Source organism: Lysinibacillus xylanilyticus, from assembly GCF_001183605.1.
In the GTDB taxonomy this organism is placed as follows: Bacteria; Bacillota; Bacilli; order Bacillales_A; family Planococcaceae; genus Lysinibacillus; species Lysinibacillus xylanilyticus.
On the sequence record NZ_LFXJ01000010.1, the window covers coordinates 842,266 to 868,266 of the forward strand.

At 38.2% G+C, this 26,001-nt stretch carries 24 protein-coding genes and 2 riboswitches; of the genes, 19 read left to right on the top strand and 5 right to left on the bottom strand.

Features of this window, described 5'->3' with window-relative positions:
• Positions 1-100: 100 nt before the first annotated feature.
• From miaB to ACZ11_RS21465, 10 genes are all read left to right on the top strand, one after another.
• On the top strand, positions 101-1,645 hold the full coding sequence (gene miaB / locus ACZ11_RS21420) for a tRNA (N6-isopentenyl adenosine(37)-C2)-methylthiotransferase MiaB (RefSeq protein WP_049668550.1): 1,545 nt from the start codon (positions 101-103) through the stop codon (positions 1,643-1,645).
• Complete coding sequence (locus tag ACZ11_RS21425; protein WP_049668551.1) at positions 1,646-2,083, top strand: RicAFT regulatory complex protein RicA family protein; 438 nt, start codon at positions 1,646-1,648, stop codon at positions 2,081-2,083.
• A gap of 472 nt (positions 2,084-2,555) precedes the next feature.
• Positions 2,556-3,206 (top strand): outer spore coat protein CotE, encoded by a 651-nt coding sequence (cotE, locus tag ACZ11_RS21430; protein ID WP_201778553.1) that lies wholly within the window; start codon positions 2,556-2,558, stop codon positions 3,204-3,206.
• Positions 3,207-3,324: 118 nt separating this feature from the next.
• Positions 3,325-5,904, top strand: coding sequence for a DNA mismatch repair protein MutS (mutS, locus tag ACZ11_RS21435; protein ID WP_049668552.1), 2,580 nt, complete (start codon positions 3,325-3,327; stop codon positions 5,902-5,904).
• A gap of 14 nt (positions 5,905-5,918) precedes the next feature.
• Positions 5,919-7,805 (top strand): DNA mismatch repair endonuclease MutL, encoded by a 1,887-nt coding sequence (gene mutL, locus ACZ11_RS21440; RefSeq protein WP_049668553.1) that lies wholly within the window; start codon positions 5,919-5,921, stop codon positions 7,803-7,805.
• Positions 7,806-7,976: 171 nt separating this feature from the next.
• Complete coding sequence (locus tag ACZ11_RS21445) at positions 7,977-9,623, top strand: glycerol-3-phosphate dehydrogenase/oxidase (RefSeq protein ID WP_049668554.1); 1,647 nt, start codon at positions 7,977-7,979, stop codon at positions 9,621-9,623.
• Between the two features lie 3 nt (positions 9,624-9,626).
• The gene (locus ACZ11_RS21450) at positions 9,627-10,541 is read left to right on the top strand and encodes an alpha/beta fold hydrolase (RefSeq protein ID WP_049668555.1); all 915 of its coding nucleotides are present in this window, start codon (positions 9,627-9,629) and stop codon (positions 10,539-10,541) included.
• The gene (gene miaA / locus ACZ11_RS21455; protein ID WP_049668556.1) at positions 10,528-11,430 is read left to right on the top strand and encodes a tRNA (adenosine(37)-N6)-dimethylallyltransferase MiaA; all 903 of its coding nucleotides are present in this window, start codon (positions 10,528-10,530) and stop codon (positions 11,428-11,430) included. The genes ACZ11_RS21450 and miaA overlap by 14 nt, the downstream gene beginning before the upstream one ends.
• Before the next feature lie 90 nt (positions 11,431-11,520).
• A complete protein-coding gene (gene hfq / locus ACZ11_RS21460) occupies positions 11,521-11,751 on the top strand; it encodes an RNA chaperone Hfq (RefSeq protein WP_049668557.1) in 231 nt (76 codons plus the stop codon).
• Between the two features lie 99 nt (positions 11,752-11,850).
• On the top strand, positions 11,851-12,153 hold the full coding sequence (locus ACZ11_RS21465) for a rhodanese-like domain-containing protein (RefSeq protein WP_049668558.1): 303 nt from the start codon (positions 11,851-11,853) through the stop codon (positions 12,151-12,153).
• Positions 12,154-12,259: 106 nt separating this feature from the next.
• Here ACZ11_RS21465 and add read toward each other — a convergent pair whose 3' ends face one another.
• From add to ACZ11_RS21480, 3 genes are all read right to left on the bottom strand, one after another.
• The gene (gene add / locus ACZ11_RS21470) at positions 12,260-13,252 is read right to left on the bottom strand and encodes an adenosine deaminase (protein WP_049668559.1); all 993 of its coding nucleotides are present in this window, start codon (positions 13,250-13,252) and stop codon (positions 12,260-12,262) included.
• Positions 13,253-13,318: 66 nt separating this feature from the next.
• A riboswitch (purine riboswitch) is annotated at positions 13,319-13,417 on the bottom strand.
• Between the two features lie 70 nt (positions 13,418-13,487).
• Positions 13,488-14,012 (bottom strand): AAA family ATPase, encoded by a 525-nt coding sequence (locus ACZ11_RS21475; protein ID WP_049668560.1) that lies wholly within the window; start codon positions 14,010-14,012, stop codon positions 13,488-13,490.
• Between the two features lie 109 nt (positions 14,013-14,121).
• Complete coding sequence (locus ACZ11_RS21480) at positions 14,122-14,628, bottom strand: NUDIX hydrolase (protein ID WP_049668561.1); 507 nt, start codon at positions 14,626-14,628, stop codon at positions 14,122-14,124.
• A 245-nt stretch (positions 14,629-14,873) separates the two neighbouring features.
• A riboswitch (cobalamin riboswitch) is annotated at positions 14,874-15,050 on the top strand.
• A 114-nt stretch (positions 15,051-15,164) separates the two neighbouring features.
• Here ACZ11_RS21480 and cobT point away from each other — a divergent pair.
• Positions 15,165-16,220, top strand: coding sequence for a nicotinate-nucleotide--dimethylbenzimidazole phosphoribosyltransferase (gene cobT / locus ACZ11_RS21485; protein ID WP_049668562.1), 1,056 nt, complete (start codon positions 15,165-15,167; stop codon positions 16,218-16,220).
• 97 nt (positions 16,221-16,317) lie between these two features.
• Here the strand turns inward: cobT and ACZ11_RS21490 are convergent, their stop codons facing one another.
• Positions 16,318-16,923 carry a trimeric intracellular cation channel family protein gene (locus ACZ11_RS21490; RefSeq protein ID WP_049668563.1) on the bottom strand — a complete coding sequence of 202 codons (606 nt, stop codon included), beginning with the start codon at positions 16,921-16,923 and terminating at the stop codon, positions 16,318-16,320.
• 303 nt (positions 16,924-17,226) lie between these two features.
• Here ACZ11_RS21490 and ACZ11_RS21495 point away from each other — a divergent pair, with 303 nt between their 5' ends.
• The 4 genes from ACZ11_RS21495 (at position 17,227) to ACZ11_RS26450 (ending at position 20,948) form a co-directional block, all read left to right on the top strand.
• Positions 17,227-18,477: a methionine gamma-lyase family protein gene (locus ACZ11_RS21495; protein ID WP_049668564.1), complete on the top strand. Its 1,251-nt coding sequence runs from the start codon at positions 17,227-17,229 to the stop codon at positions 18,475-18,477.
• A gap of 299 nt (positions 18,478-18,776) precedes the next feature.
• A complete protein-coding gene (locus ACZ11_RS21500) occupies positions 18,777-19,151 on the top strand; it encodes a MerR family transcriptional regulator (protein WP_049668565.1) in 375 nt (124 codons plus the stop codon).
• Between the two features lie 84 nt (positions 19,152-19,235).
• Positions 19,236-20,570, top strand: coding sequence for a type I glutamate--ammonia ligase (gene glnA / locus ACZ11_RS21505; RefSeq protein WP_049668566.1), 1,335 nt, complete (start codon positions 19,236-19,238; stop codon positions 20,568-20,570).
• Positions 20,571-20,795: 225 nt separating this feature from the next.
• On the top strand, positions 20,796-20,948 hold the full coding sequence (locus ACZ11_RS26450) for a hypothetical protein (RefSeq protein WP_161804485.1): 153 nt from the start codon (positions 20,796-20,798) through the stop codon (positions 20,946-20,948).
• A gap of 104 nt (positions 20,949-21,052) precedes the next feature.
• On the opposite strand, the gene ACZ11_RS27120 is transcribed toward ACZ11_RS26450, so the two are convergent.
• Positions 21,053-21,511 carry a hypothetical protein gene (locus tag ACZ11_RS27120; protein WP_236690919.1) on the bottom strand — a complete coding sequence of 153 codons (459 nt, stop codon included), beginning with the start codon at positions 21,509-21,511 and terminating at the stop codon, positions 21,053-21,055.
• 920 nt (positions 21,512-22,431) lie between these two features.
• Here ACZ11_RS27120 and ACZ11_RS21520 point away from each other — a divergent pair.
• The 4 genes from ACZ11_RS21520 to ACZ11_RS21535 all read left to right on the top strand — a co-directional run bounded on the left by ACZ11_RS21520 (position 22,432) and on the right by ACZ11_RS21535 (position 25,942).
• The gene (locus ACZ11_RS21520; RefSeq protein WP_049668569.1) at positions 22,432-23,787 is read left to right on the top strand and encodes a YjiH family protein; all 1,356 of its coding nucleotides are present in this window, start codon (positions 22,432-22,434) and stop codon (positions 23,785-23,787) included.
• A gap of 198 nt (positions 23,788-23,985) precedes the next feature.
• Positions 23,986-24,543, top strand: coding sequence for a hypothetical protein (locus ACZ11_RS21525; protein WP_049668570.1), 558 nt, complete (start codon positions 23,986-23,988; stop codon positions 24,541-24,543).
• A gap of 263 nt (positions 24,544-24,806) precedes the next feature.
• A complete protein-coding gene (queF, locus tag ACZ11_RS21530) occupies positions 24,807-25,307 on the top strand; it encodes a preQ(1) synthase (protein ID WP_049668571.1) in 501 nt (166 codons plus the stop codon).
• Complete coding sequence (locus ACZ11_RS21535; RefSeq protein ID WP_049668572.1) at positions 25,307-25,942, top strand: queuosine precursor transporter; 636 nt, start codon at positions 25,307-25,309, stop codon at positions 25,940-25,942. Before queF ends, ACZ11_RS21535 begins: the two co-directional genes overlap by 1 nt.
• The last annotated feature ends 59 nt before the right edge of the window (positions 25,943-26,001 follow it).

Below are 26,001 nucleotides of genomic sequence, written 5' to 3' on the forward strand. Positions count from 1 at the left end.
TTAGTACGCAAACCTTGTAGGATGTTGCAATTATTAAGTATAATAGTAAAATGGGAATTCAAATGTATGGAATTCGTTTGAAAGGAGTTACCTGATTGCGATGAATGAAGAACAACGCTTAGCAAATCAACAAGTCAATCAACCAAAAAAAGAAGACAAGCCTGAAAAGGATTATAGTAAATATTTTGAAACGGTCTTTACGGCACCTTCATTAAAAGATGCTAAAAAACGTGGGAAAGAAGAAGTTAAGTACCATAAGGACTTTAACATTGCAGAAGAGTTTGCAGGTATGGGTACGGGGCGTACTTTTTATATTCGTACGTATGGCTGCCAAATGAATGAGCATGATACGGAAGTTATGGCTGGGATTTTTATGCAGCTAGGTTATACGCCTACAGATGTGATTGATGAGGCTGATGTAGTGCTACTGAATACGTGTGCTATCCGTGAAAATGCAGAGAACAAAGTATTTGGAGAACTGGGCTTCCTACTAAAATATAAACGTAAAAATCCAGAAATGCTTATCGGGGTTTGTGGCTGTATGTCACAGGAAGAATCCGTTGTAAATAAAATCTTAAGAAGTTATCCGCATGTCGATATGGTGTTTGGTACACATAATATTCACCGTTTACCGAACATTTTAAAAGAAGCATATATGTCTAAGGAAATGGTCATTGAGGTTTGGTCTAAAGAAGGCGATGTTATTGAGAATCTGCCGAAAAAACGTCTTGGTTCCATCAAAGCTTGGGTAAATATTATGTACGGCTGTGATAAATTCTGTACGTATTGTATCGTACCTTATACGCGTGGTAAGGAGCGTAGTCGCCGTCCAGAGGAAATTATTGCTGAAGTTCGTGAACTAGCGGCTGCCGGCTATAAAGAAATTATGCTTCTGGGACAAAATGTCAACGCTTACGGTAAGGATTTTGAGGATATTGAATATCGACTTGGTGATTTAATGGATGAATTACGAAAAATTGATATTCCACGTATTCGTTTTACAACGAGTCATCCACGAGACTTCGATGATCATTTAATCGAAGTACTTGCACAGCGTGGTAACTTAGTTGAACATATTCATTTACCAGTACAATCTGGTTCAAATGATGTGCTAAAAATTATGGCACGTAAGTATACACGTGAGCATTTCCTTGGATTAGTAGCGAAAATTAAAGCGGCTATTCCGGAAGTAACACTAACGACTGATATTATCGTAGGATATCCTAATGAGACAGAGGAGCAATTTGAGGAGACATTATCCTTGTACCGTGAAGTAGGATTTGAAATGGCCTTTACTTATATTTATTCTCCTCGTGAGGGTACACCTGCTGCCAAAATGGTCGATAATGTACCTGAAGAAGTAAAAAAAGAACGTCTGCACCGTTTAAATGAGGTTGTAGGGGAATACTCTCGCAAAGCATTAGAGGGCTTGAAGGGCGAAATAGTAGAAGTCTTAGTCGAAGGCACGAGTAAAAAACGCGATGATGTGTTAGCTGGCTATACTCGTAAAAATCGTCTTGTTAACTTTAAAGCACCAGCAGATTTAATTGGTCAATTAGTGAAGGTAAAAATAGTTGAGGCTACTTCTTATTCACTAAGTGGTGAGTTCGTAGAATTAGTAAAAAATGAAAAGGTGGAAGCGTAAATGACACAAGTATTATATACAAAAGATGATTTAATCAAGAAGTCACACGAAATTGCGCATATGATTGCCAATACGCCAGAAGTTGAATTTTTCAAAAAGGCTGAAGCACAAATTAATGAAAATCAATTAGTACGTGAACGTATTGCAAGTCTAAAAAGCCTACAAAAACAAGCTGTTAACTTCCAACACTTAGGAAAAGAAAAAGCGCTTAAATTAATTGAAGATAAAATCGAAAAAATCGAAGAAGAAATCAACGCAATCCCAGTGGTTCAACAATTTAAAGAATCTCAAGGTGATGTAAATGATTTATTGCAATTAGTTTCGAACACAATTGCTAACAACGTTACTAATGAGATTATTCGATCAACTGGTGGGGATTTACTTTATGGAGAAACTGGCTCACAAGTAGCAAATACAAGACCAGGCAGCTGCTCATAAAAATAATAGAAGAAATAGCTCGAATGACAGCATTCGGGCTATTTTTATGTTTAACTTCTTTCAGCGGGTGTTCAAACATCCGTACCTGTCGCTACGCTTTCGGCACAAAAGACATCAGCTGAAATAGAGGAACTCGGGCTAAAAACTTCACATCCTGTGAAAACGCCTGAGTGACCAACCTCGTGCTGTTGCCGCTGCCGCTTCGCTTTCGCGCAGATGAAACTCATATGCTGCCGCTTCGCTTTCGCGCAGATGAAACTCATATGCTGCCGCTTCGCTTTCGCACAGACAAAAACACGTTGCTGACGCTACGCTTTCGCACAAAAAACATCTGCAGGCCTAAGCACAAAGCCGATTCCGGACGCAATTATGCCGAGGCATAATTGATTAATCTTCTTCAATACTCGTGGGAAATAGCGCATTCAGACAACATAGGATGTAAAAAGTCAGTAAATACATTCTACAAAAATATATGTTCACCCAATGGGCGCTACCTGCATATGATGGAGTGAAAAGAGTCAAAGGAGGAATTGCGCTGAAACGTTTACGACAAATCGTGACGAGAGCAGTAGTTGCCAAAGGGAAGAAGAGAACGGAAGAACGTGTAACATTAAGTCCATCAAATAAGCCGACGAGTATTCTCGGGTGCTGGGTCATCAATCATACTTGCTCCGCGAAAAAAGTCGGTAAATTTGTAGAAGTATCGGGGAAATTTGATGTCAATGTATGGTATGCCTATAGTAGTCATTCGAAAACAGCAGTGTTTTCTGAAACGGTGCACTATAAAGACAAAGTAAAGCTTTCATTTAGAGATGGCGAAGTAAGTGTTGGTGATGATGTTCGTGTACGTGTCGTTCAAGAGCCAAACTGCATAGAGGCAATCATCTCTCCATGTGGTACGAAGTTTGAAATCGTAGTAGAACGTGAAGTGGTTGTAGAGGTAATGGGAGAAACGACGATTTGCATTAGTGTACATCCACTTGATTTCGAAGAGGAATGGAACTTTGAAGAGAGCTCATCTTCGTCTTCATCTAGCTCCAGTTCCAGCTCATCGTCTAGCTCTAGTGAAGAAGGCAGGTATGTTTTAGAGTCTTCATCGTTTCCTGATGAAAGACCAAGATAATACTAAAGATTTTATACATGCGAAGCGCTAGCATCTTAAAAAAGGTGAATTAAGCGTTTCGCATGTATCTTTTGTTATAATAAAAATATCTATATGGTTAGAGCGAGGGATTTTTAAAATGATAACATATACACCAATGATACAACAGTATTTGCAGGTAAAGGAAGATTACAAGGATGCCTTTTTATTTTTTAGATTAGGCGACTTTTACGAGATGTTTTTTGAGGACGCTATTAATGCCTCTCAACTTTTAGAAATTACATTAACGAGCCGAGATGCGGGTGCAAAAGAGCGTATTCCAATGTGTGGCATTCCGCATCATTCGGCAAGAAATTATATTGAAACGCTTGTGCAAAAGGGTTATAAGGTTGCAATTTGTGAGCAAACAGAAGATCCAAAGCAAGCAAAGGGTGTAGTTAAGCGTGAAGTCGTACAGCTTATTACACCTGGTACGATCATGGAAGGTAAGTCGCTCGAAGGTAAATCCAATCATTTTATTGGTGCTGCGGAGCAATTCGACGATACAACATTTGGTTACGCCTATTTAGATTTATCTACAGGTGAAGCAGTAGCCTCATCAATTGAGGGAGATGGAAAAGCACTTTTAATGCAAATGCAGGCATACGGTATTCGTGAATTAATTGTTACGGAAAGTTTGCAGCTTCTATTAGCAGAGCATGCAGTAAATGCAGGTATCGTCCTTTCAATTGAAACAGATGAAATGACATTAGATAAAGCTGCACATTATTTAGAAGCGGTGCCAAATGATTTACGAATTGCTTGCCAACGTTTGCTAGCTTATATCGATAAAACACAAATGCGTTCTTTATCACATATTCAAGCATTTACGTACAATGAAATGAAAAATTATTTACGTATTGACTCTAGCTCTAAGCGTAATTTAGAGCTTATTCAATCTATTCGCGGTGGCGATCAAAAGGGCACACTTTTATGGTTGTTAGATGACACTGTGACTGCAATGGGAGGGCGCAAGTTAAAGCAATGGTTACACCAACCTCTTGCTTCACGTGCTGCCATTGAAGAGAGACTAGCAACTGTCACTGATTTATTGGATGAATATTTTGTAAGAACTGAACTCCAAGCCTCTTTAAAACAAGTATATGATTTAGAGCGTTTAGCTGGACGTGTAGCTTTTGGTAATGTTGGTGGACGAGATTTAGCACAGCTACGTGATTCATTACGTCAGGTACCTGCAATTCAGCAGCAATTACTTAGTACCAATAAAGAAACGATGCAAAAGCTAGGCGCAGCGCTTGATATGTGTGCGGATGTAGAGGCACTATTAGCTCGTGCTATTACAGACAATCCACCAATTACGATTAAAGAGGGTGACGTCATTCGCGATGGCTATAATGAGCGCTTAGACGAACTTCGCTTTGCTTCTCGTAATGGGAAGGATTGGATTGCACAGCTCGAGCAAGAGGAACGGGCGAAAACAGGCATTAAAAACTTAAAAATAGGCTACAATCGAATTTTCGGTTACTATATTGAAATTACAAAATCTAATATCCATTTAGCTGATTTAACACGCTATGAACGTAAACAAACTTTAGCCAATGCCGAGCGTTATATTACTCAGGAGCTTAAAGAAAAAGAAGCATTAATTTTAAATGCTGAGGAAGAAAGTTTAACGTTAGAGTATAACTTATTTGTGGAAATCCGTGATGAATTAAAGGCGTTTATTCCACGTGTCCAAGCGTTAGCGGCAAGCATTAGTGAGCTAGATGTACTATTAAGCTTTACAAGTGTTTCAGAGAAATACCGTTTTACGAAGCCTGAGTTTCATGGTGGACGTTCACTAGAAATTATTGAAGGGCGTCATCCGGTTGTTGAGAAAATGCTCAATAAGCAAATGTATGTACCAAACGATTGTGTACTTGAGGAAAATAACAATATGATGCTTATAACTGGTCCGAATATGTCCGGTAAAAGTACGTATATGCGTCAAGTTGCACTAATTGTTGTTATGGCACAAATGGGCTGTTATGTACCTGCTGAGAAAGCTAGATTACCAATTACAGATCAGATCTTTACACGCATCGGTGCGGCGGATGATTTAGCTGCGGGACAATCAACATTTATGGTGGAGATGCTAGAATCTCAGCACGCGATTACGCATGCTACAAAAAATAGTTTAATGCTGTTTGATGAAATTGGACGTGGGACATCTACCTATGATGGTATGAGTCTTGCTCAATCGATGATGGAATACATCCACGACAAAATTGGGGCAAATACACTGTTTTCAACTCACTATCATGAATTAACGGCACTAGAAAAGGAACTTCCTCGACTGCAAAATGTACACGTATCTGCTACTGAAAAAAATGGCACAGTTGTCTTTTTGCATAAGGTGAAAAAGGGTGCTGCCGATAAATCTTACGGAATTCATGTAGCACAGCTCGCACAATTGCCAGAGGAAATTTTAACAAGAGCACAAGTGCTACTTGAAAACTTCGAGGCTGGAAATGAAGTTGGAAACGAAGTAACAGTGGTACAGGAAGTTGTGGAAAAGCCAATGCAAATGTCTCTATTTACGGAGGGAGAACCAATCTCTCCAGCAGAGACAGAGGTGCTTAAAAACCTTGAAAAAGTAAATATTCTGGGCACTTCACCAATGCAAGCAATGAATATTTTATACGAATTACAGCAGCAACTAGTAAACGCAAAAAAGTAAAGGAGTGATGCGCTATGGGAAAAATACAAATTATGGACGAGTGGCTGTCCAATAAAATCGCTGCAGGGGAAGTAGTTGAAAGACCAGCCTCTGTAGTAAAAGAGCTTGTTGAAAATGCCATTGATGCAGGAAGTACGTCCATTGATGTTTTTTTACTAGAAGCGGGCCTCACTTCAATTCAAATAATTGATAATGGTAGTGGTATGGATGAAGAGGATGCATTAATATCATTCTCTCGCCATGCGACAAGTAAAATTCATCAAGAACACGATTTATTTCGTATTCGTACCCTTGGCTTCCGTGGCGAGGCCTTAGCTTCCATTGCATCAGTGTCGAAAATGACACTTATTACATCTAATGGTGAATCAGGAACGTATTTAGAGCTTGAGGGTGGGCATATTGCTACACATAAACCTGGCCCTTTACGTAAGGGAACAGATATTACAGTAGCACAGTTATTTTTCAATACACCCGCTCGATTAAAATATATGAAAACAATACAGACCGAGCTTGGACATACAATTGATCTGATGAACCGTCTTGCGCTCGGAAATCCACAAATTGCGTTTAGATTATTGCATAACGGCCAGCAATTGTTACAAACAAATGGACGAGGAGACGTACAGCAAGTATTAGCTGCCATTTACGGTGTGCATAATGCGAAAAAAATGGTGGCATTCAATGGAGAGTCACATGATTATAAAATTTCTGGCTTCGTATCACTACCAGAAGTGACTCGTGCTTCGAAAAACTATATGTCATTGTTTGTAAATGGTCGCTGGGTGAAGCATTATTTGGTCCAAAAAGCGATTGTAGATGCGTATCATACGTATTTGCCCATTGAACGTTTTCCAATTGTTGCGCTCTATATAGAGGGTGATCCTTATTTAACAGATGTCAATGTTCATCCTGCCAAGCATCAAATACGTTTAAGTAAGGAGCCTGAGCTTCTTAAGCTAATTGAGGAAACTATACGAGAGAAAATCCGCAATGTTATTCGAGTACCGCTTATGGAAAAGAAGGAGAAAGTGGTAAAGGCTGCGACGGAGCAGTTAAATATTTGGAAACCTGCACCAAAGCTTAATGTGGATAAAATGAATGCAATTGTAGAAAAACTTTATGATGTGCAAACTGTTCAGGAATCGAACACATTAGATCCTATAGTGCCACAACCTGAATCCGTTCCTACTGCTGTTGAAGAAAGCTGGCAACCGACACCGGTGATGGAAGTGAATCCTATTGAAGAAGTGAATCTTCCTGATGAAGTGAAGCTAGAGGAACCAGTGGAAATTCTAGAGGATGAACCAGCTAAAGAGCCATTTCCTGCGCTTGAAGTAGTAGGGCAAATTCACGGCACATATATTGTTGCACAAATGGAGGATGGCTTTTATTTAATTGATCAGCACGCTGCTCAGGAGCGTATTAAATATGAATTTTTCCGTGAAAAGGTCGGTCAGGTGAACCCAAATGAGCGTCAGGCTTTATTGCTTCCATTGACTTTCCATTATGCTGCAGACGAGGCTCTTATATTACGAGAAAATAGACAAGAGTTAGAAGCTGTTGGCGTATTTTTAGAGGAATTTGGACAGGCTTCATTTGTAGTGAGAGAGCATCCTAGCTGGTTCCCTAAAGGAGAAGAACAAGAAATTATTGAGGATTTAATTGAACAGGTACTGACAACTAAAAAGGCGGACGTCAAAAAATTACGTGAGGCGGCAGCGATTATGATGAGCTGTAAAAAGTCGATAAAGGCCAATCATTATTTAACGAAAGAGCAAATGGATACGTTACTGCAAGATTTACGCAATGCCGACAATCCATTTACTTGCCCACACGGACGTCCAGTGCTAATACATTTTACAACGTATGAAGTGGAAAAAATGTTTAAACGGGTAATGTAGTTGTAACGCCTGACAATAATCATGAACAACATGAATAGTCCATGCTGCATAAAGGAATTTTATAGGTATACAAGAGATTCTATGCTTAAAGTTTTTACTATTTATACAGGCTAGCATACTCAGTAGAGGTTACACGTATTTTCAAATTATAGCTAATGGGGGAAAAAAGTTATGTTTTCATTTGAACAACGTCCTAAAATTATGCATTTTTTAGAGCAATATAGCTTTGACGTTTTAGTCATTGGTGGTGGTATTACTGGTGCTGGCATTGCGCTTGATGCAGCATCTAGAGGGCTATCAGTTGCTTTGATTGAGAAGCAGGATTTTTCTGCCGGCACATCAAGCCGTTCAACAAAGCTTATTCATGGTGGACTTCGATATTTAAAGCAACTTGATGTAGGTGTTGTAGCTGAGGTTGGGCGTGAGCGTGAAATTGTTTATGACAATGCTGTTCACGTGACAACTCCTGAAAAGATGCTATTGCCATTATATAAGAAGGGCTCACTTGGACCATTTACAACATCAATGGCACTGAAGGTATATGATCGATTAGCAGGTGTTAAAAAGCATGAACGAAGAACAATGTTAAACGCTCAGGAAACGGCAGCGCTAGAGCCTTTACTCAATCGGGATGAGCTCATTGGTGGTGGCTATTACGTTGAATATCGTACAGATGATGCCCGTCTGACAATTGAAGTGCTGAAAAAAGCTGTGGAATATGGGGCACTTTGTTTAAATTATGCGGAGATGACAGAGTTTTTATATGAGAAGAAAAAGCTTGTTGGAGTACAAGTGAAGGATCATGTTACAGGGAAAACGATCGAAGTGCATGCTGCGCAAATCGTCAATGCTACTGGACCTTGGGTAGATGAAGTTCGCCAAAAGGATAAAGTAATAGATAAAAAGCAGTTACGTCTCACAAAAGGCGTCCATATTGTCCTTGATCAAAAGGATTTTCCATTACGACAAGCAGTGTACTTTGATATAGCGGATGGGCGTATGGCCTTTGCTATTCCACGTGAAGGTAAAGCCTATATAGGGACAACAGATACAGTTTACGAGGGAGACCCTGTACATCCTGTCGCTACCCAAGAGGATGTTGACTATTTAATTGCTGCTGCAAAAACTGTCTTTCCAACTGCAAATATTTCAAGAGATACGATTGAATCGTCGTGGGCAGGTGTGCGTCCACTTATTTTTGAAAAAGGGAAGGATCCATCCGAAATTTCACGCAAAGATGAGATATGGACGGCTCCAAGTGGACTAATGACGATTGCGGGTGGCAAACTAACGGGCTACCGCCAAATGGCAGAAACAATCGTTGATAAAATTGTGAAAACCCATAAATACAAGCACGCAAGTCCATGTGTAACACGTGAGTTATCACTTTCTGGTGCAAAAGGCATTAATGCCATCAATTTCACTGATTATAGTACTTATAAAGCTAAAGAGGGCGTTCAGTATGGTCTAAATTATGATGAAGCAAAACAGCTTGTACAAAAATATGGCACGAATGTCGATGCTTTATATAACCAGGTGAAATATTTGCATGAACATGGAAGCACGATGCCCCTAGTACTGCATGCGATGTTACTTTATGGCATAGAAGCGGAAATGGTGTACACACCAAGTGATTTCTTTATCCGTCGAACAGGCTTACTATACTTTGATATTGATGCGGTTAAACGTTATAAACTGCAGGTCATTCAAGTTATGCAACAACATTTTAACTATACAGATTCGCAAAGAAATACTTATGTAGCTCAACTAGAGCAAGCTATTTTAGATGCAACAAATTTTGCTGAGGAAGGGGTGTAGGCAATGCGTTATATTGAAATGTCAGATGGCCATTTTCTGTTTACTCGAACATTAAAGCCATCGAAGCCATGCATTGGTCATATTCATATTCTGCATGGTATGGCGGAGCATAGTGGACGTTATGTTAAATTTGCCAATAGCTTAAATGAAGCTGGCTATGCAGTGACAATGCATGATCATCGTGGGCATGGAGAAACAGCAGCCTATAATGGCACACTAGGTTTTTTTGCTGAAGAAAATGGGTTTGATCGTGTCGTAAAGGATGCACATGAAGTAGTAACATTATTGCATGAACAATTTACAGATGTACCTTTGATATTATTTGGTCATAGTATGGGATCGTTCATTACTAGAAGATATATTCAATTGTACAGCGATCAAGTGGATAATGTGATTCTTTGTGGAACAGGTAACGTTACAGCATTGCATACGATGGGGAATTTAGTAGCAAAAGTATTGGCCAAACAGCTCGGTAAAGAGACGGAGAGCAAGTTGTTAAATAAGCTGAGCTTTGGTAGCTTTAATAAACAGTTCCCAAATTCGAAGACTGCGTATGATTGGATATGTTCAGTAGAGGATGAGGTGGAAAAATATATAGATGATCCATATTGCGGTTTTATCCCTACTAACCAATTTTTTGTGGATTTAACAACTGGTTTTATGTCGTTAAATCGTAAAAAAGAGATAGCAAAAACAAAAAAAGACTTACCTATACTATTGATAAGTGGTAGTAAGGATCCAGTAGGAGAACAAGGCCAAGGTGTATACGCTGTAGCTGAACAATTGGCAGAAGCGGGCATACAGGATGTGACGGTTTACTTATTTGAGGATAAGCGCCATGAAATCCTAAACGAGGGCAATCAAAATGCAGTCTATCAAGTTTTATTACGGTGGTTAGAAAAATATGATACAAGATAAAATACAGCAGGCAGAGGTCGTAGCAATCGTAGGGCCTACTGCTTCTGGAAAAACAGCACTAAGCATTGAGTTAGCAAAAAAATATAATGGTGAAATCATCAACGGTGACTCCATGCAAATCTATCGAGGCTTAGATATTGGTACAGCGAAAATTACTGAGGAAGAGATGGAGGGTGTACCCCATCATTTACTAAGCTTCAAAGAGCCGACAGAGTCCTTTTCAGTAGCAGACTATCAAAAATTAGTGCGAGCTAAAATTGCAGAAATTCAAGCGCACGGTAAGCTACCGATTATTGTAGGTGGCTCAGGTTTATATGTGCAGGCAGTACTCTATGATTTTCAATTTACTGAGGAGCAGGTAGATGAAGCGGCTCGAAAAGCTTATTACGCAGAACTGGAGAAATTAGGTCCAGAGGCGATGCATGCTAAGCTAAAAAAACTTGATCCACAAACAGCAGAGACGATTCATCCAAATAATACTCGCCGTGTTATACGTGCGCTAGAGATGATTGAGCTTAGTGGCGTTTCAAAGGCATCCGAAGCACAAAATCGTGGAGAAGTTCCACTTTACAATCATGTGATTTTAGGGCTTGGGCAAAATATGTCACGTGAAAAGCTCTATGATAGAATTAACCTTCGCGTTAATATAATGATGGAAAAAGGGCTTTTAGAAGAAGTGAAAGGCTTATGGCAGCAAAATATACGAGGTGTGCAGTCAATCCAAGCAATCGGCTACAAGGAATTATATGATTACCTAGATGGAAAATGTTCTTTAGAAGAAGCCATTGATAGTTTAAAGCAAAATTCTCGCCGCTATGCGAAAAGACAACTAACATACTTCCGAAACAAAATGGATGTATATTTTGTTAATAATGACGAAATACTTTAATTAATTTCTAAAAATTACTAATTGCCAAATTGGTAGAACATGCTACTATAGGAATGAAGAGGTAGAAAGAGAGTATAAGGAGGCATTTTGATGAAATCAATTAACTTGCAAGATACATTCTTAAACCATCTACGTAAAAACAATGTTTTTGTAACTGTGTTTTTATTAAATGGATTTCAGTTAAAAGGAACTGTGAAATCCTATGATAATTTCACAGTATTATTACTAGATGCTGAAAGCAAGCAACACCTTATTTACAAACATGCTATTTCTACATTTGTTCCAGCAAAGCAAGTAGATTTTTTAGAGACAGAAGAATAGAAACATTATAGTAAAACAGTTAGTGTTCATGACACTAGCTGTTTTTTTGCCTACAGGCTATAATGTAAGAGGAAATCGACATATTGGAGGACTACACATATGAAAACTATGGATACAACAGAAATATTAGAACTATTAGATGCGAACGAAGACCTATACATCATTGATGTTCGTGAAGATGATGAGGTAGCACAAGGCATGATCCCTGGTGCTCAGCACGTTGCTCTTGGAACAATCCCTGAGCGCTTAGGCGAATTAGATGCTTCAAAGCCATACATTATCGTTTGCAAAGCAGGCGGTCGTTCAGCAAATGCTTGTGCATACCTAGAAGCTCAGGGTTTTGACGTAACAAACCTTGAAGGCGGCATGCTTGCTTATGATGGAGAGTTAGAATTTAAATAATTATCGATTAAAACCCTCGTTTAGGCGAGGGTTTTTCTTGTACAATCGAGTTGATATAAGGTTGAAGCCTCGTTTAATAGCTATTACAGCAGCCCCTACACGAGAATTAAAATTGTGCCAAGCACCATTCTTTAGTTTCTTGGTCGGCAAAGGATGCTTCTACACTATTTAAATAAATTTGTCGATAATCTTCTTCGCTTAGATTAAATTCATTGTTAACTAAATGGATTTCTTTTGCCATTGTAGTATTTGATACGGTTCTGTTATCCGTATTAAATGTCACTTTTATTCCATCTTTATGAAACTTATAAATCGGATGTTCAGAATAATGATGAACAGCTTTCGTTTGGACATTACTTGTTGGACACATTTCAAGAACTACCTGTCTTTCTTTAACAATCTTATAAGCTTCGGCACAATCTTTAATAAATACTCCGTGTCCTATTCTTTCAGCACCCAACAGTTCAACAGCCTCTAGAACGTTTTTACCAATTCCTGTTTCACCTGCATGAATAGTGACTCTGTAGCCATATTCTTTGGCTAAAGCGATTGGATCTACGAATTTTTCACAAAAGCCTTCTTCTTCGGATGCACATAGGTCAATTGCCACTACACCTTTTCCAAGGAACTTTTTCCCCTTTTCAACCACCTCGAATGCACTTTCTACAGACATCGTCCTCATGCAAGACAGGATTATATTTCCCTTTATTTCGTAACAGCTTTCAGCGTCCCTCATCCCATCTATAACAGCTTGAATAACTTCTTCAACGCCAAGACCTTGTAATGTGTGAAGTAACGGGGCAAATCTGACTTCTAAATATTTCACATTTTCCATTGTTGCATTCTCAAATAGCTCAAAAGTAATTCTTCTTAAATTCTCCTTAGACTGCATTACTAAATTAGGAAGAAAAAATCTTTTTAAATATTCATCAAGGGATTCGCATTCTAACGGAGCAATCAGCTCCTTTTGTAGTTCATCCTTATCAAAAGTGGGTAACTGAATGCCTTCCTTCTGTGCAATATCGATAATAGTTTCAGCCCTAAGACTTCCATCCAAATGACAGTGTAGTTCAATTTTTGGCAATGTTAAAAAGTTCATTTTTGACCTCCTGAAATAAATTATTAGATTTAAAATACAAAAAAATTCCTGACCACAAAGAAAATACAAGTATTGTACTTTCTTCGTAATCAGGAATTTCGGTTCCTGGTAGAGACCCCCAAACCATATTATTGGGGTTATACGAATATTATTGAATTCATTTATGATTTTTAATATGATAATAAAAAAATTTCGGATTGTCAATATCGTTAGTTGAATAAGAGAAAACAGATAATTAGATATTTATATAATCCATTACTTCTTGTATATAGTTTTCCAATGGTTGTCTTGTATTCACAGTGATACACCTATAGTTGGAGGGCTTTTTACTACTTTGAAGTGTATGGATAAAAGCAGTTTCTGATTTTACCTCTGCTATTTGGCTAATCATTCTCTCTCGATTTTTCAATCTATAATTTATCTCTTTGAAGTCATCAAGATAACACTCAATATATTTATATTTAACATTGTATTTAACTGACAGTTTTGTCCCTTTATCAATCAATTCTTCATATAGACACGGGCTATCAAGTATTACGCTATGTCCTTGTGATAAATGAAATTCAACTAAGGACCAATCGATAATATAAGAAATCTTACCTGCAAGCTTAACATCGATTGAAACTTCATCAATAGAATTTAAAAGAGCCGATTTTACTATATCGTGGTCAATGATAATACCACCCGTTCTTTTAGCAATCTCACGAGAAAGAGTGGATTTTCCGGAACCAGGAAAACCTGACATTTGAACGAAAAACAAGCTTCATCACCCCTCTTCAATAAATTAAATAAAAGAAAGTAACCTGCGCCGTTAGTGAAAAAGCGACTGCTCTATTGAACAATCGCCCCCATTAGCTTAATAAGGGGAGTTAATTTTCGGAGGGAATATCTAACCACGTTTTATCCCATTGAAAGTATACTTCGTTATTGTCTGTTTGTGTAAATATATGTTTCGGATAAGGTAAAGCTAATTCTGGCATATTATCTGGTTTAAAATACTGAAGATCATTAGTTTCATTATCTATTGGACATAGTTCTCCACTTTGAATATCACACTCAAACATAAAAACGTTATATTCCACTTTATGCCCGTTCGGATATTCGTAACGGAAATCTTTCCCACCAAATACTCCCATTAATCTCTTTGGCACAACATATAATCCTGTCTCTTCTAACACCTCACGTACAACAGCTTGTGCAGGTGCTTCACCAATTTCTATTGCTCCTGCTGGGAGACTCCATTTCTCACCATTACCTTTATTCTGCAACAAAATTTCTCCTCGTTTATTTCGAATAATTCCTACTACGCAAGGCATGAAAATTAATTCACTACCAACTTTATCTCTAAGTTCCTGATAGAAGTTAGAAATCCCCATATTTGATTACCACCTTAATGAAAATAGTCTCAATACAAGTTCTATAAGATGTTTGGATTTTCCTCTTTTGTCCTAATCTGCACCGGTAGTGAAGTATTTATTTTTCTATGTACAATCTTTCTAGCAATATGGTAATTATCGATGTACGTAGTGCAGTATCTAAATGTAACTCAGAAACGTTGGAAGGAAATATACAATTTCACTAATATATTGACACAAAAACCACTTTGTCGTAGATTTAAAGTAATTGCATAAAAGCATTAGGTGCCCATTGCGGGAGAATAGGGAATAAAGTGAAAAACTTTAGCGGTCCCACCACTGTAAAAGGGAGTTTCATAGAGAATGCCACTAGCATCGTTCTGGGAAGGTTCTATGAAATGTTGAAATTGAGCCAGGAGACCTGCCTAACTGCTTCGGTTATATAGACGATGGAAAAGTCTGTAGTTTATTTGTTATGGAATAAACTACAGGCTTTTTATTTTTTTCTCTAAATCATTCTTCAAGTAACAAGGGCAAAAAAGAAAGGGGAAATTTTCATGCAATTATTACAACAGACGATTCAAAATATTCAAAGTGCTGACCACAAAATGATGGAGCAGGCAAGAGAACGCATCGATGCACTTTGCAAGCCTCCTGGAAGCTTAGGAAGACTAGAGACCCTTGCTGTACAATTATCAGGGATTACAGGAGAACTATTTCCTGCGATTGATAAAAAAGCGATTATTGTCTGTGCCGCAGATCATGGTGTTTGTGATGAAGGGGTGACATCTAATCCACAAAATGTGACGGTCTTTCAAACATTAAATTTTCCAAGAGGAAGGACGGGTGTTTGTGCCGTAGCGAAAATAACAAATGCAAAAATTGTTACGGTAGACGTTGGCGTAAAAGAGGATATTCCGCATGATGCTGGTGTCATCATAAAAAAGATTAAATATGGAACGGACAATATGGCGAAAGGTCCTGCTATGTCAAGGGAAGAAGCCATTCAATCCATTGAAGTAGGAATTGAAGTAGCTACGGAAGAAATAAACAAGGGGATAAATGTACTCGGGACGGGTGAAATGGGCATTGGTAATACAACACCGAGTGCTGCAATATTATCGGTTCTTCGCGAATGTCATCCGAATGAAGTGACAGGCTTCGGTGCAGGCGTTGGGCCAGGGGGGATAGCACATAAAGTAGAAGTCATTTACAATGCTATTGCATTAAACAAACCAAATCGTCATGATGCTATTGATATTCTTGCAAAAGTTGGTGGATTAGAAATAGGCGCTATGGCTGGAGTGATACTTGCCGCAGCAGCGCATCGCAAGCCTGTTGTTATTGATGGCTTTATTTCTACTATTGCTGCTCTTATTGCATACGAACTCGAACCAAACGTAAAAGACTATATCATTCCTTCGCATGCCTCTGAAGAACCAGGTGCAAAAATTGCCGCTGAAATGCTCGGAATTGAACCGATGCTGCAAATGAATATGCGATTAGGTGAGGGCTCTGGTGCAGCGTTAGCCTTTCCTATTTTAGATGCAGCATGCTCTATGATGAAAAACATGGCTACATTAGAGGAATCTATGTTGCTGTTGAAAAAGTAACTTTAGTCGCTGCCATGGATGCGCGGTGTTTTTGATAAATTAGAATAAAAAACAAGCCCAAATCTGATTTTGGGCTTGTTATTATGCAGCAGTATAGCTATGCTCGATTCAACTTCCGTAACGGTAAACGCCATTTCTTCATATATGAAAGTATTCTAAGTACTGTGATCACACCAAATAATACATATAAAAAGATATCCCCTGAGAATTGTTGAAGTCCGATGATAAGCCCAGCTAGTGCTGCCCAAACACCATAGATTTCATCACGGAGGACTAATGGTTGTCGTCTAGCTAATAAATCGCGAATAATTCCACCACCTGACCCTGTTAAGACAGCAGCTACAACAATGGCACTAATAGGCATGTCGAGCTTCACAGCATAAAGGGCACCTTGAATCGCAAATGCCGATAATCCAATAGCATCAGTGAAATTGCCCCAGCGATGCCAATGCTGAATGAGTCGATGTGGAAATATGAAAAAAATTGTAATGGCTGCAATGGCAATCTGGAACATCATGTCTTGCCCCCACAGTGTTGTTACAGGTAAACCTATCAGTAGATTTCGTATAGCTCCACCACCAAAAGCAGTTACGATACCGAGTATATATACACCGAATAAATCGTATTCTTCCTCCATTGCAATTATTGCCCCGGAAATAGCGAAGGCAATTGTTCCGATGATACTAAAAAACTCCCAAGCCAACCCTTTCACCCCTTGTGAATAAATCATTTCATGTTGTTGTAGATTACATACTAGAAAACTTTAAAGTTACCTTTTTGTATCTAGAAGTTTTTGCAAAGTAAAGCATCGACTTACGATTTGGAATTATCAGATATCAAATATCTTATTATAGCAGAATTAAATAGATTAAGTTCGTTATTTAGTTTATCGCCAAATGAAAATTAGAAACAAGAAGAATACCCGCGCTTTCAAAGCAAATTTTGCAGGTAAGCTCACAAATTGTTAAGATAAGATTTGAACAAATGTGAAATGGAGAATAACATAATGACTTTTACAACCAATTTATCAGAAGAAACACTAGCGTTAGCTGCTAAAATAGAAGAAAGGGTACGCCCTTTTCATGCAAAGGTAGAAGACATGGCGTTCTTCAATCAACAAAAAGTGCTTGCTGCATTCCGAAAGCATCAAGTGAGTGATTATCATCTGCACCCGTCTAATGGTTATGGCTATGATGATGAGGGGCGTGACAATCTAGAACGAGTGTATGCAGAGGTCTTTGGAGCGGAGGCTGCTATTGTACGTCCGCAAATTATTTCTGGTACACATGCAATCACACTTAGCTTATTCGGAGTGCTTCGTCCTGGTGATGAATTACTTTATATTTCGGGTCAGCCGTATGACACATTGCAATCAATAGTTGATGGTGGAGACAAGGATACTGGCTCGTTAAAAGATTATAAAATCGGTTATAGCCATGTGGATTTAATCGATAATCAAGAGATAGATTGGGAAGGTGTTGCAGCTGCAATTACACCAAACACAAAAATGATTGCTATCCAACGTTCGAAGGGCTATGCAACACGCCCATCCTTTACCATTTCACAAATTGCAGACATGTGTGCAAAAATCCGTGAAATAGCGCCAAATGCAGTTATTTTCGTTGACAATTGCTACGGTGAATTTGTTGAGGCACAGGAACCAACAGAGGTTGGGGCTGATTTAATGGCAGGCTCACTCATTAAAAATCCTGGTGGAGGCTTAGCGAAAATTGGTGGTTATATTGCGGGTCGTGCAGATTTAGTAGAGAAATGTGCTTATCGTATGACGTCACCAGGTATTGGTGCTGAAGCAGGAGCAACATTAAATACGCTTGGTGATTTCTATCAAGGATTTTTCCTTGCACCACATGTTGTATCTCAAGCATTAAAAGGTGCCATCTTCACGGCGGCTATGCTAGGAGAGATCGGCATGAATACATCACCAAGCTATGATGCTAATCGTACGGATTTAATTCAATCGGTTTCTTTCCAAACTGCGGAACAAATGATTGCTTTTTGCCGTGAAATTCAAGCGAACTCACCAATTAATGCGCATTATGCACCAGAGCCGGCGTATATGCCTGGCTATGAAGATGATGTCATCATGGCAGCTGGAACATTCATTCAAGGTTCCAGTATTGAGCTTACAGCAGACGGTCCTATTCGTCCGCCATTTACAGCATTTATTCAAGGTGGGTTAACATATGAGCACGTAAAATTTGCAATTTGTAGTGCTGTTCAAAAAATCCAAAAATAGATAAATAAAAAACTATTCAAAATGTCCATTTTGAATAGTTTTTTATTTATGGATGAAAAGTTGAAGATATCATTTGTTGAAACGTAGCAATGTATATAAGTTGATTGGACATCGGACGCCCTCAGAAAAGCCCAAGTTGAAATGGAAATCAACTCCTACCTTAAGATAATAAACTTAGTATTTTACAATTTTTAATCATTTCAAAAAAATTATTTTATTACATGTTAGGAAACCTTACATGAATGGTTGACAGTATAAATTTTTCGTTATATTATTAGCAGGTATTGGAGGGGACTTAAATGAGTCGTGAAATTAGACGAACTATGCCGTTGTTATCTATGAATATCGTAATGCAATTGACTGAGCTTTCGGCACGTCAGATTCGTTATTATGAAGAACACCATTTAATTGAGCCGCACCGAACAGAAGGCAACCGACGAATGTTTTCATTAAATGACGTCGATATACTGCTGGAAATTAAAGATTACTTGGAACAGGGCATGAACATGGCAAAAATTAAAAAGCTGTTCTCTAAAAAGAATGAACCTGTTTCAACAGATGAACCTAATTTAAGTGACTCAGAATTACGTCGCATCATGCGTGAGGAAATGCTTCAAGCGCAGCGCATGCAAAAATCATCCATCCGTCGTGGGGATTTATCTCGATTCTATTAATAAAAGGCAACATCATTAATTACTTTATTAATAGGGTAGGGTAATGATAAAAAAGCTAGACAATTTATAGGAGTGTGGAAAACTGTGGGTAAATACACAAAAGAGGACATTAAACGTCTAATCGAAGAAAAAAATGTAAACTTTATACGTCTACAATTTACAGATATTCTTGGCACAATCAAAAATGTTGAGATTCCTGTAAGCCAATTAGACAAAGCTCTTGAAAACAAAATGATGTTTGATGGCTCTTCCATTGAAGGCTTCGTACGTATCGAAGAATCAGATATGTATTTATATCCTGACCTAGATACTTTCGTAGTGTTCCCTTGGACTTCTGAAAAAGGGAAAGTAGCACGTTTCATCTGTGATGTATACACTGCTAAAGGCGAGCCGTTTGCTGGTGACCCACGTAACAACTTAAAACGTATCCTTAAAAAAATGGAAGATATGGGCTTCTCAAGCTTCAACTTAGGGCCTGAGCCAGAATTCTTCTTATTCAAATTAGATGCAAAAGGTGAACCAACACTAGAAGTAAATGACCACGGTGGTTATTTCGACTTAGCACCAACTGATCTTGGTGAAAACTGCCGTCGTGATATCGTATTAGAGCTAGAAGAAATGGGCTTCGAAATTGAAGCATCTCACCATGAGGTAGCTCCAGGACAACACGAAATTGACTTTAAATATGCAGATGCAATTACAGCTTGTGACAATATCCAAACGTTCAAATTAGTTGTTAAAACAATTGCTCGTAAACACGGTTTACATGCTACATTTATGCCAAAACCATTATTCGGTGAAGCTGGCTCTGGTATGCACTTCAACGTTTCATTATTTAAAGGTAAAGAGAATTCATTCTACGATGAATCTACTGAACTAGGTCTTTCTGAAACAGCAATGCAATTCATGGCAGGTGTCCTTGCTCACGTTCAAGGCTTCACAGCTGTGACAAACCCAACAGTTAACTCTTATAAACGTCTTGTACCAGGTTATGAAGCGCCATGTTATGTTGCGTGGTCAGCTCAAAACCGTTCACCACTTATCCGTATCCCATCAGCACGTGGTCTTTCAACTCGTGTAGAAGTACGTTCTGTGGACCCATCTGCTAACCCATATTTAGCAATGGCTGTTATTTTAGAAGCTGGTCTAGAAGGTATTCGCAGTAACTTAACACCACCAGCTGCTATTAACCGTAACATCTACGTGATGTCTGATGAAGAGCGTAAAGCGAATGGTATTGCAAACTTACCACCAGCACTTGACGATGCTTTAGCGTTACTTGCACAAGATAAAGTAGCTCAAGCAGCTTTAGGCGAGCATATCTATGCAAACTTTAAAGAAGCAAAAGAAATCGAGTTTGACATGTATCGTACAACAGTACACCAATGGGAACGCGATCAATATTTAAAAATGTACTAATTAAAAGCGTTGGAGCTGTGAGGCTCCAACGTTTTTTTGTGCACCTATCACCAAATGGCCGAGACAGTATGCTATAAACAACCCTTATTCTCTATTCTCAAATAAGCTTCAATTAGAATAGGTCATGATAAGACACAATTTAAGGCCTGTCCACCGACATGTGGTGCAGCAGCGGTAATAGTATGTAGGGACCGATTTGCTACAAGACATAATGTCAATAAAACCGTGAAAATTATTGCTCAATTTATGACAATTGATTTACCGAATAGTCATGAGGATAGTGTGCATTTAGCCGGCTATGATATGAAGGGACGTCCTGCTCAACAGGTGATACTTGGCGGCGTATGTGTAGGAGCAATGTATAGCAGGGGGAAATAAATCCATAACTTTGTATCAATTCAAGAATGTACTAATGACGAAATTCTAATCTACACTAATAGTAAGAAAGCGATAGGGAAAACAAGCCCCATCGCTTTCTTCTATTAATAGCCCATATGATGATGACCCATGTGATGGCCCATATGATGATCCATATGATGGCACATATGATGATCCATATGGTGGTGATGGTGTCCCGTGTGATGGTGTCCCATGTGATGATGACCCATATGATGATGACCCATATGATGATGTCCCATATGATGATGTGGCATATGGCAAGGCTCAGGTGGCATCTCGCAAAGTGTATGAGTTTCGCAACATTCCTCCACTACACACTCAGTGCAAGGGAAGTGATATTGATGATCAATTATATGTTTGTTAACTGTTGTAATATGTGCTGGTTGTACATGAGGTACGACCGTATGGATGTAATTAGTGCGTACATATTCCTCTGGTGGACAAAAATGTGGTTGTTCAAATTGAGTTGGGCACATTTGTGGCGGACAACAATGTGGACCTTCGTGGTGATGATGGTGATGATGATGCATACGTCTATGCATGGTAAAACCTCCTGTTTTGATAAGTTGTGGTTCATAGTTAACATATGAGATGAAAGACAGTGTGGTCTATTTGTATGCCTATTAAGAGCTGGTTAAATCTCTTAGGCAATCAAAATAGGTATGATTAATGGAGAGTTTCACCAAACGATAACTTCTATTAGCAAATGTCTTGGTAGCGAAAGCAAAGCGTCAGTTACAAATGTTTTGTGTAGCGAAAGCAAAGTGTCAGCTACAAATGTCTTGGTAGCGAAAGCGGAGCGTCAGTTACGGAGGTTTCCCACCTCTATAGGTAGTGAGATGAATGCGAATTTAATTACTTTTCAGTGGGTGTCCAAACACTCGCTGAAAAAGAGGAACTCAGTCGTTGCCGCAGGATGGAATTATGCCGAGGTAAAATTGATCTTCTTTTAGATAATGTAAAATTAAGTTTTGTTGAAAGGTAATGATACATAGAAGAAGTGTGGATAATTAGAAGAGAAATATAACATTAACAATTTTTTGGGATTGAATAAAAATGCATTTTGCTGTAGAATTAACCGTTGTATTGTTGGTTTATGATATTTTTATAGCTATGACTTTATGAATAGAAATTTTGCAGTGCGGATGTTAATAATAAAAAAAAGTAGTGTTTGGGCATTCCTTTGTTACTTTTTAGAGGGATGTTTTTTTATTTTATCCGTACGTTCTTTATCTCGCATTAACGGACAGTAATTTATCTGTATCGAAAGCGAAGCGTCGGGTACAAGACTCCCACCTCGGCTCGTAAATGCCTGAACGGTAAATACTAATGATTAGTGGGGAATAAAGAAATTCCCACTGATTAAGTTCATATATACATTTCTTGGCGGTTTAAAAGGACATAACTAACAAGCTTGATGTATTAAACTTCGAAAAAACCTAGAGAAATGAGGCTTTAAATTATGAAAAAATACCCTACTTCTACATACTTTTTCTTCATAATTCCGTCTCTTATTGGTGTTCTATTATTTATGACACCAGTCTTAACGGAAGATGGATGGAAAGTTCCAATTGCTATTTTAGCAAATTTACTAGCAGGTTTTGTTGCTCCGGTTATTGGTTATTTTACTATAATTATGTTTGCGATTTCGGCAATTGGTTCACTCATTGCCAAATTATTTCCGCGAAATAATTCAAAAGAGCCTAGTATTTTAGATACATTATTTTATGTAAATTGGTTCTGGACAATTATAAGAGTCATTGGTTTAGTATTTGCCTCAATGGTTGTCTTTGATTTTGGACCATCGGCGATTAATAATGAAAATACTGGTGGATTATTGATGGATCCAGACGGTGGTTTAGTAACATTTTTATTTACGATTTTCTTATTTGCAGGCCTACTACTACCATTTTTAACAAACTTCGGCTTGCTTGAATTTTTCGGAACGATGATGGTAAAAATCATGCGTCCTCTCTTTAAAAGCCCTGGTCGTTCATCGGTTGATGCACTTACATCGTGGGTTGGGGATGGAACAATTGGTGTTCTTATGACGAGTAAGCAATATGAAATGGGGAACTACACGAAAAAAGAGTCTGCCATTATTGCAACGAGCTTCTCTGTAGTATCCATCACGTTTTGTATCGTAGTATTAGATACAGTGCATTTGTCACGCTATTTTATTCCCTATTACTTAACAGTAGTTCTTTGTGGTCTTGTTTTAGCGATAGTTATGCCACGGATTTTTCCTCTTTCTAACAAAGAAGATACTTATATCGACGGTACACCAGTAGATTTATCACGTGAGGAATTACCAGAAGGTTATAATTCTGTGTCACATGGCTTAGAAAATGCATTAACCGTTGCGCATGCAAATCGTGATCCACGTCAATTTTTAAAAGATGGATTTAGAAATGTCTTGGATTTATGGGTTGGAGTAGCACCGGTTGTTATGGCATTTGGTACGGTTGCTTTAATGCTTGCTGAATTCACTAATGTTTTTGCAATTTTAGGAAAGCCGTTTGAACCTATTTTAACAGTGCTTGGTTTACCAGAGGCAGCGGAGGCAGCACAAACAATGGTTGTTGGCTTTGCTGACATGTTCCTACCTTCAATTTTAGGAGCAGGAATTGAAGCTGAAACTACACGATTTGTAATTGCTGTCGTTTCTGTGACACAGCTTATTTATATGTCTGAAGTCGGTGGACTTATTTTAGGTACAAAGATTCCGCTTAAATTTTTAGATCTAGTTGTTATTTTCTTAATACGTACGATTATTTCACTACCAATCGCAGCATTAGTTGCACATATACTCTTTTAGACTTAAAAGGCAATTGTTCGAATTTACTAACGCAAACAATTGCTTTTTTCTTTATATAAATCGTGCGTTAGTGGAGAATATTTGCGAAAAAAAAGAATAAATAACTGTGAACGGAATACAACTTGACACATAAATTCATTGAGTTGGGAAAAACTACACTTAAAGTATTAATACTGAAAGTGATACTGAGGTGATAAAATGGACAGAATTTTTTCTCTCTGCTTAAGTTCCTGTTATTTATTATTTTCTCAACCAAGTGATGCCTATATAAATGATTCGCTCAGTCCTTATGAAGAAATTTATCCTGAGATAGGCTATAAAACGGTTGAAGCAGCTGCCTCCGATTTTGAACGGCACTTTCATCAAGGGCTAAAGCTACCACTTCGAGTACCTTCTATTAGTTTTACACATCATTTTGGTCGATTTAATGATCTTGAAGGAGATATGAATGATTTTTTTGAAGTGACATTTATTAACCATCAACTTCCTGAGCATCATTATAAAATTACTGTTCGACCTAATGAGTTTAATTTACCAACTAAAAAGGAAAATATAGTAAAGGATTTCAAGTTGAAAAACGGAACGACTGCAATTTATATGGAAATTTCAGGTTTCAATGTACTTTCTTTTGAAAGAGAAGATTGGCAATATATGCTGTGGATTGATAAAAGGGTTTCAAATAAGGTAACACCTGAAGTTTTAGTTGACATTGCCAATTCCATTGACTATACAATGCAAGAGGATGAACAGGGATAATAAAAAATGCCAAGACCTTTAATGGGGGCTTGGTATTTTTACTAAATTAAAGTGTCAAATCCCCTCAAGTTGAAAAAATTAGTTGACTGAATGCATTCATTAAGTTAATATTACTAGCGAATAAGAAAGAGGTTCATAGCGCATACCCTCTATAAAAAACTATGGATGACGTCATTTACGCCATATCCAAATGCGGATATGGCGATTTTTTTTTATTAGGATTCACGCATAATGGACTTCTCACAATTTGAGGAGGCATTTTTATGGCAGGAAGAAATGAAGAACAAGGCTTACAGGATTTAACACTCCTTGGCAATCAAAACACAAAGTATTTATTTGAATACTCACCGGAAATACTCGAAGCAGTCGATAATTTGCATACGAAAAATGATTTTTTCGTAAAATTTAATTGCCCGGAGTTCACGAGTCTATGTCCAATGACTGGGCAGCCCGACTTTGCGACAATGTATATATCTTTTATTCCAGATAAAAAGCTAGTAGAGAGTAAATCATTAAAGCTCTATTTATTTAGCTTCCGTAATCATGGGGACTTCCATGAGGATTGTGTTAACATCATCATGAATGATTTAATTAAGCTGATCGAGCCACGATATATTGAAGTATGGGGCAAGTTTACGCCACGCGGTGGCCTGTCTATTGATCCATGGTGTAACTATGGTCGCCCAGGCACAAAATATGAAAAAATGGCAGAGCATCGTTTGATGAACCACGATATGTATCCTGAAAAGGTGGATAATCGCTGATGCTTTACTATTTAAATGGATTGTTTGTTGGCTTTTTAATTTTAGCAAATATTTTAGCTGTAAAAGTGTTTAGTATAGGCGAATGGATAATGCTTCCGGCAGCGGCGATTTTAATTATTTTCACGTATCCTCTTATTGATGTAATTTGTGAGGTATATGGCAAGGAAGCGGGCGGTCGCACGGTAAGAACAGGCCTTATGGCACAAGTGTTTGCGGCATGCTTTATTGCTATTGCCATTGCACTACCACCTGCAGAAGCCTTTGGTTATCAGCAGGAGTTTGAGACAATTCTTGGTGGCAGTATGCGTGTCATTATTGCGAGTCTTGTAGCGTATACGGTCAGTGTTAATTTGGATGTAGTCATATTTAGTAAGTTTAAAGAAAAGCATGGAAACGGTAAGCTTTGGCTTCGCAACAATGCGTCAACGATGTTAAGTCAACTCATCGATACGGCATTATTTATTTCGATAGCCTTTTATGGAATAATGCCAATGAAAGTGTTGCTGACATTATTTATTACACAGTATATATTTAAATTCTTGGCGTCCATTGTAGCAACACCACTTGTTTATGGGCTAGTTTTCATTGCGCGAAAATTTGATAAACGTAAAGGCTTTGAACCATCTCATTACTGAAGTGATTCAAAGTGTTGAAAATAAAGTAAAGCTCTTAGCGTGTGTTTTCTAGCAAGTGC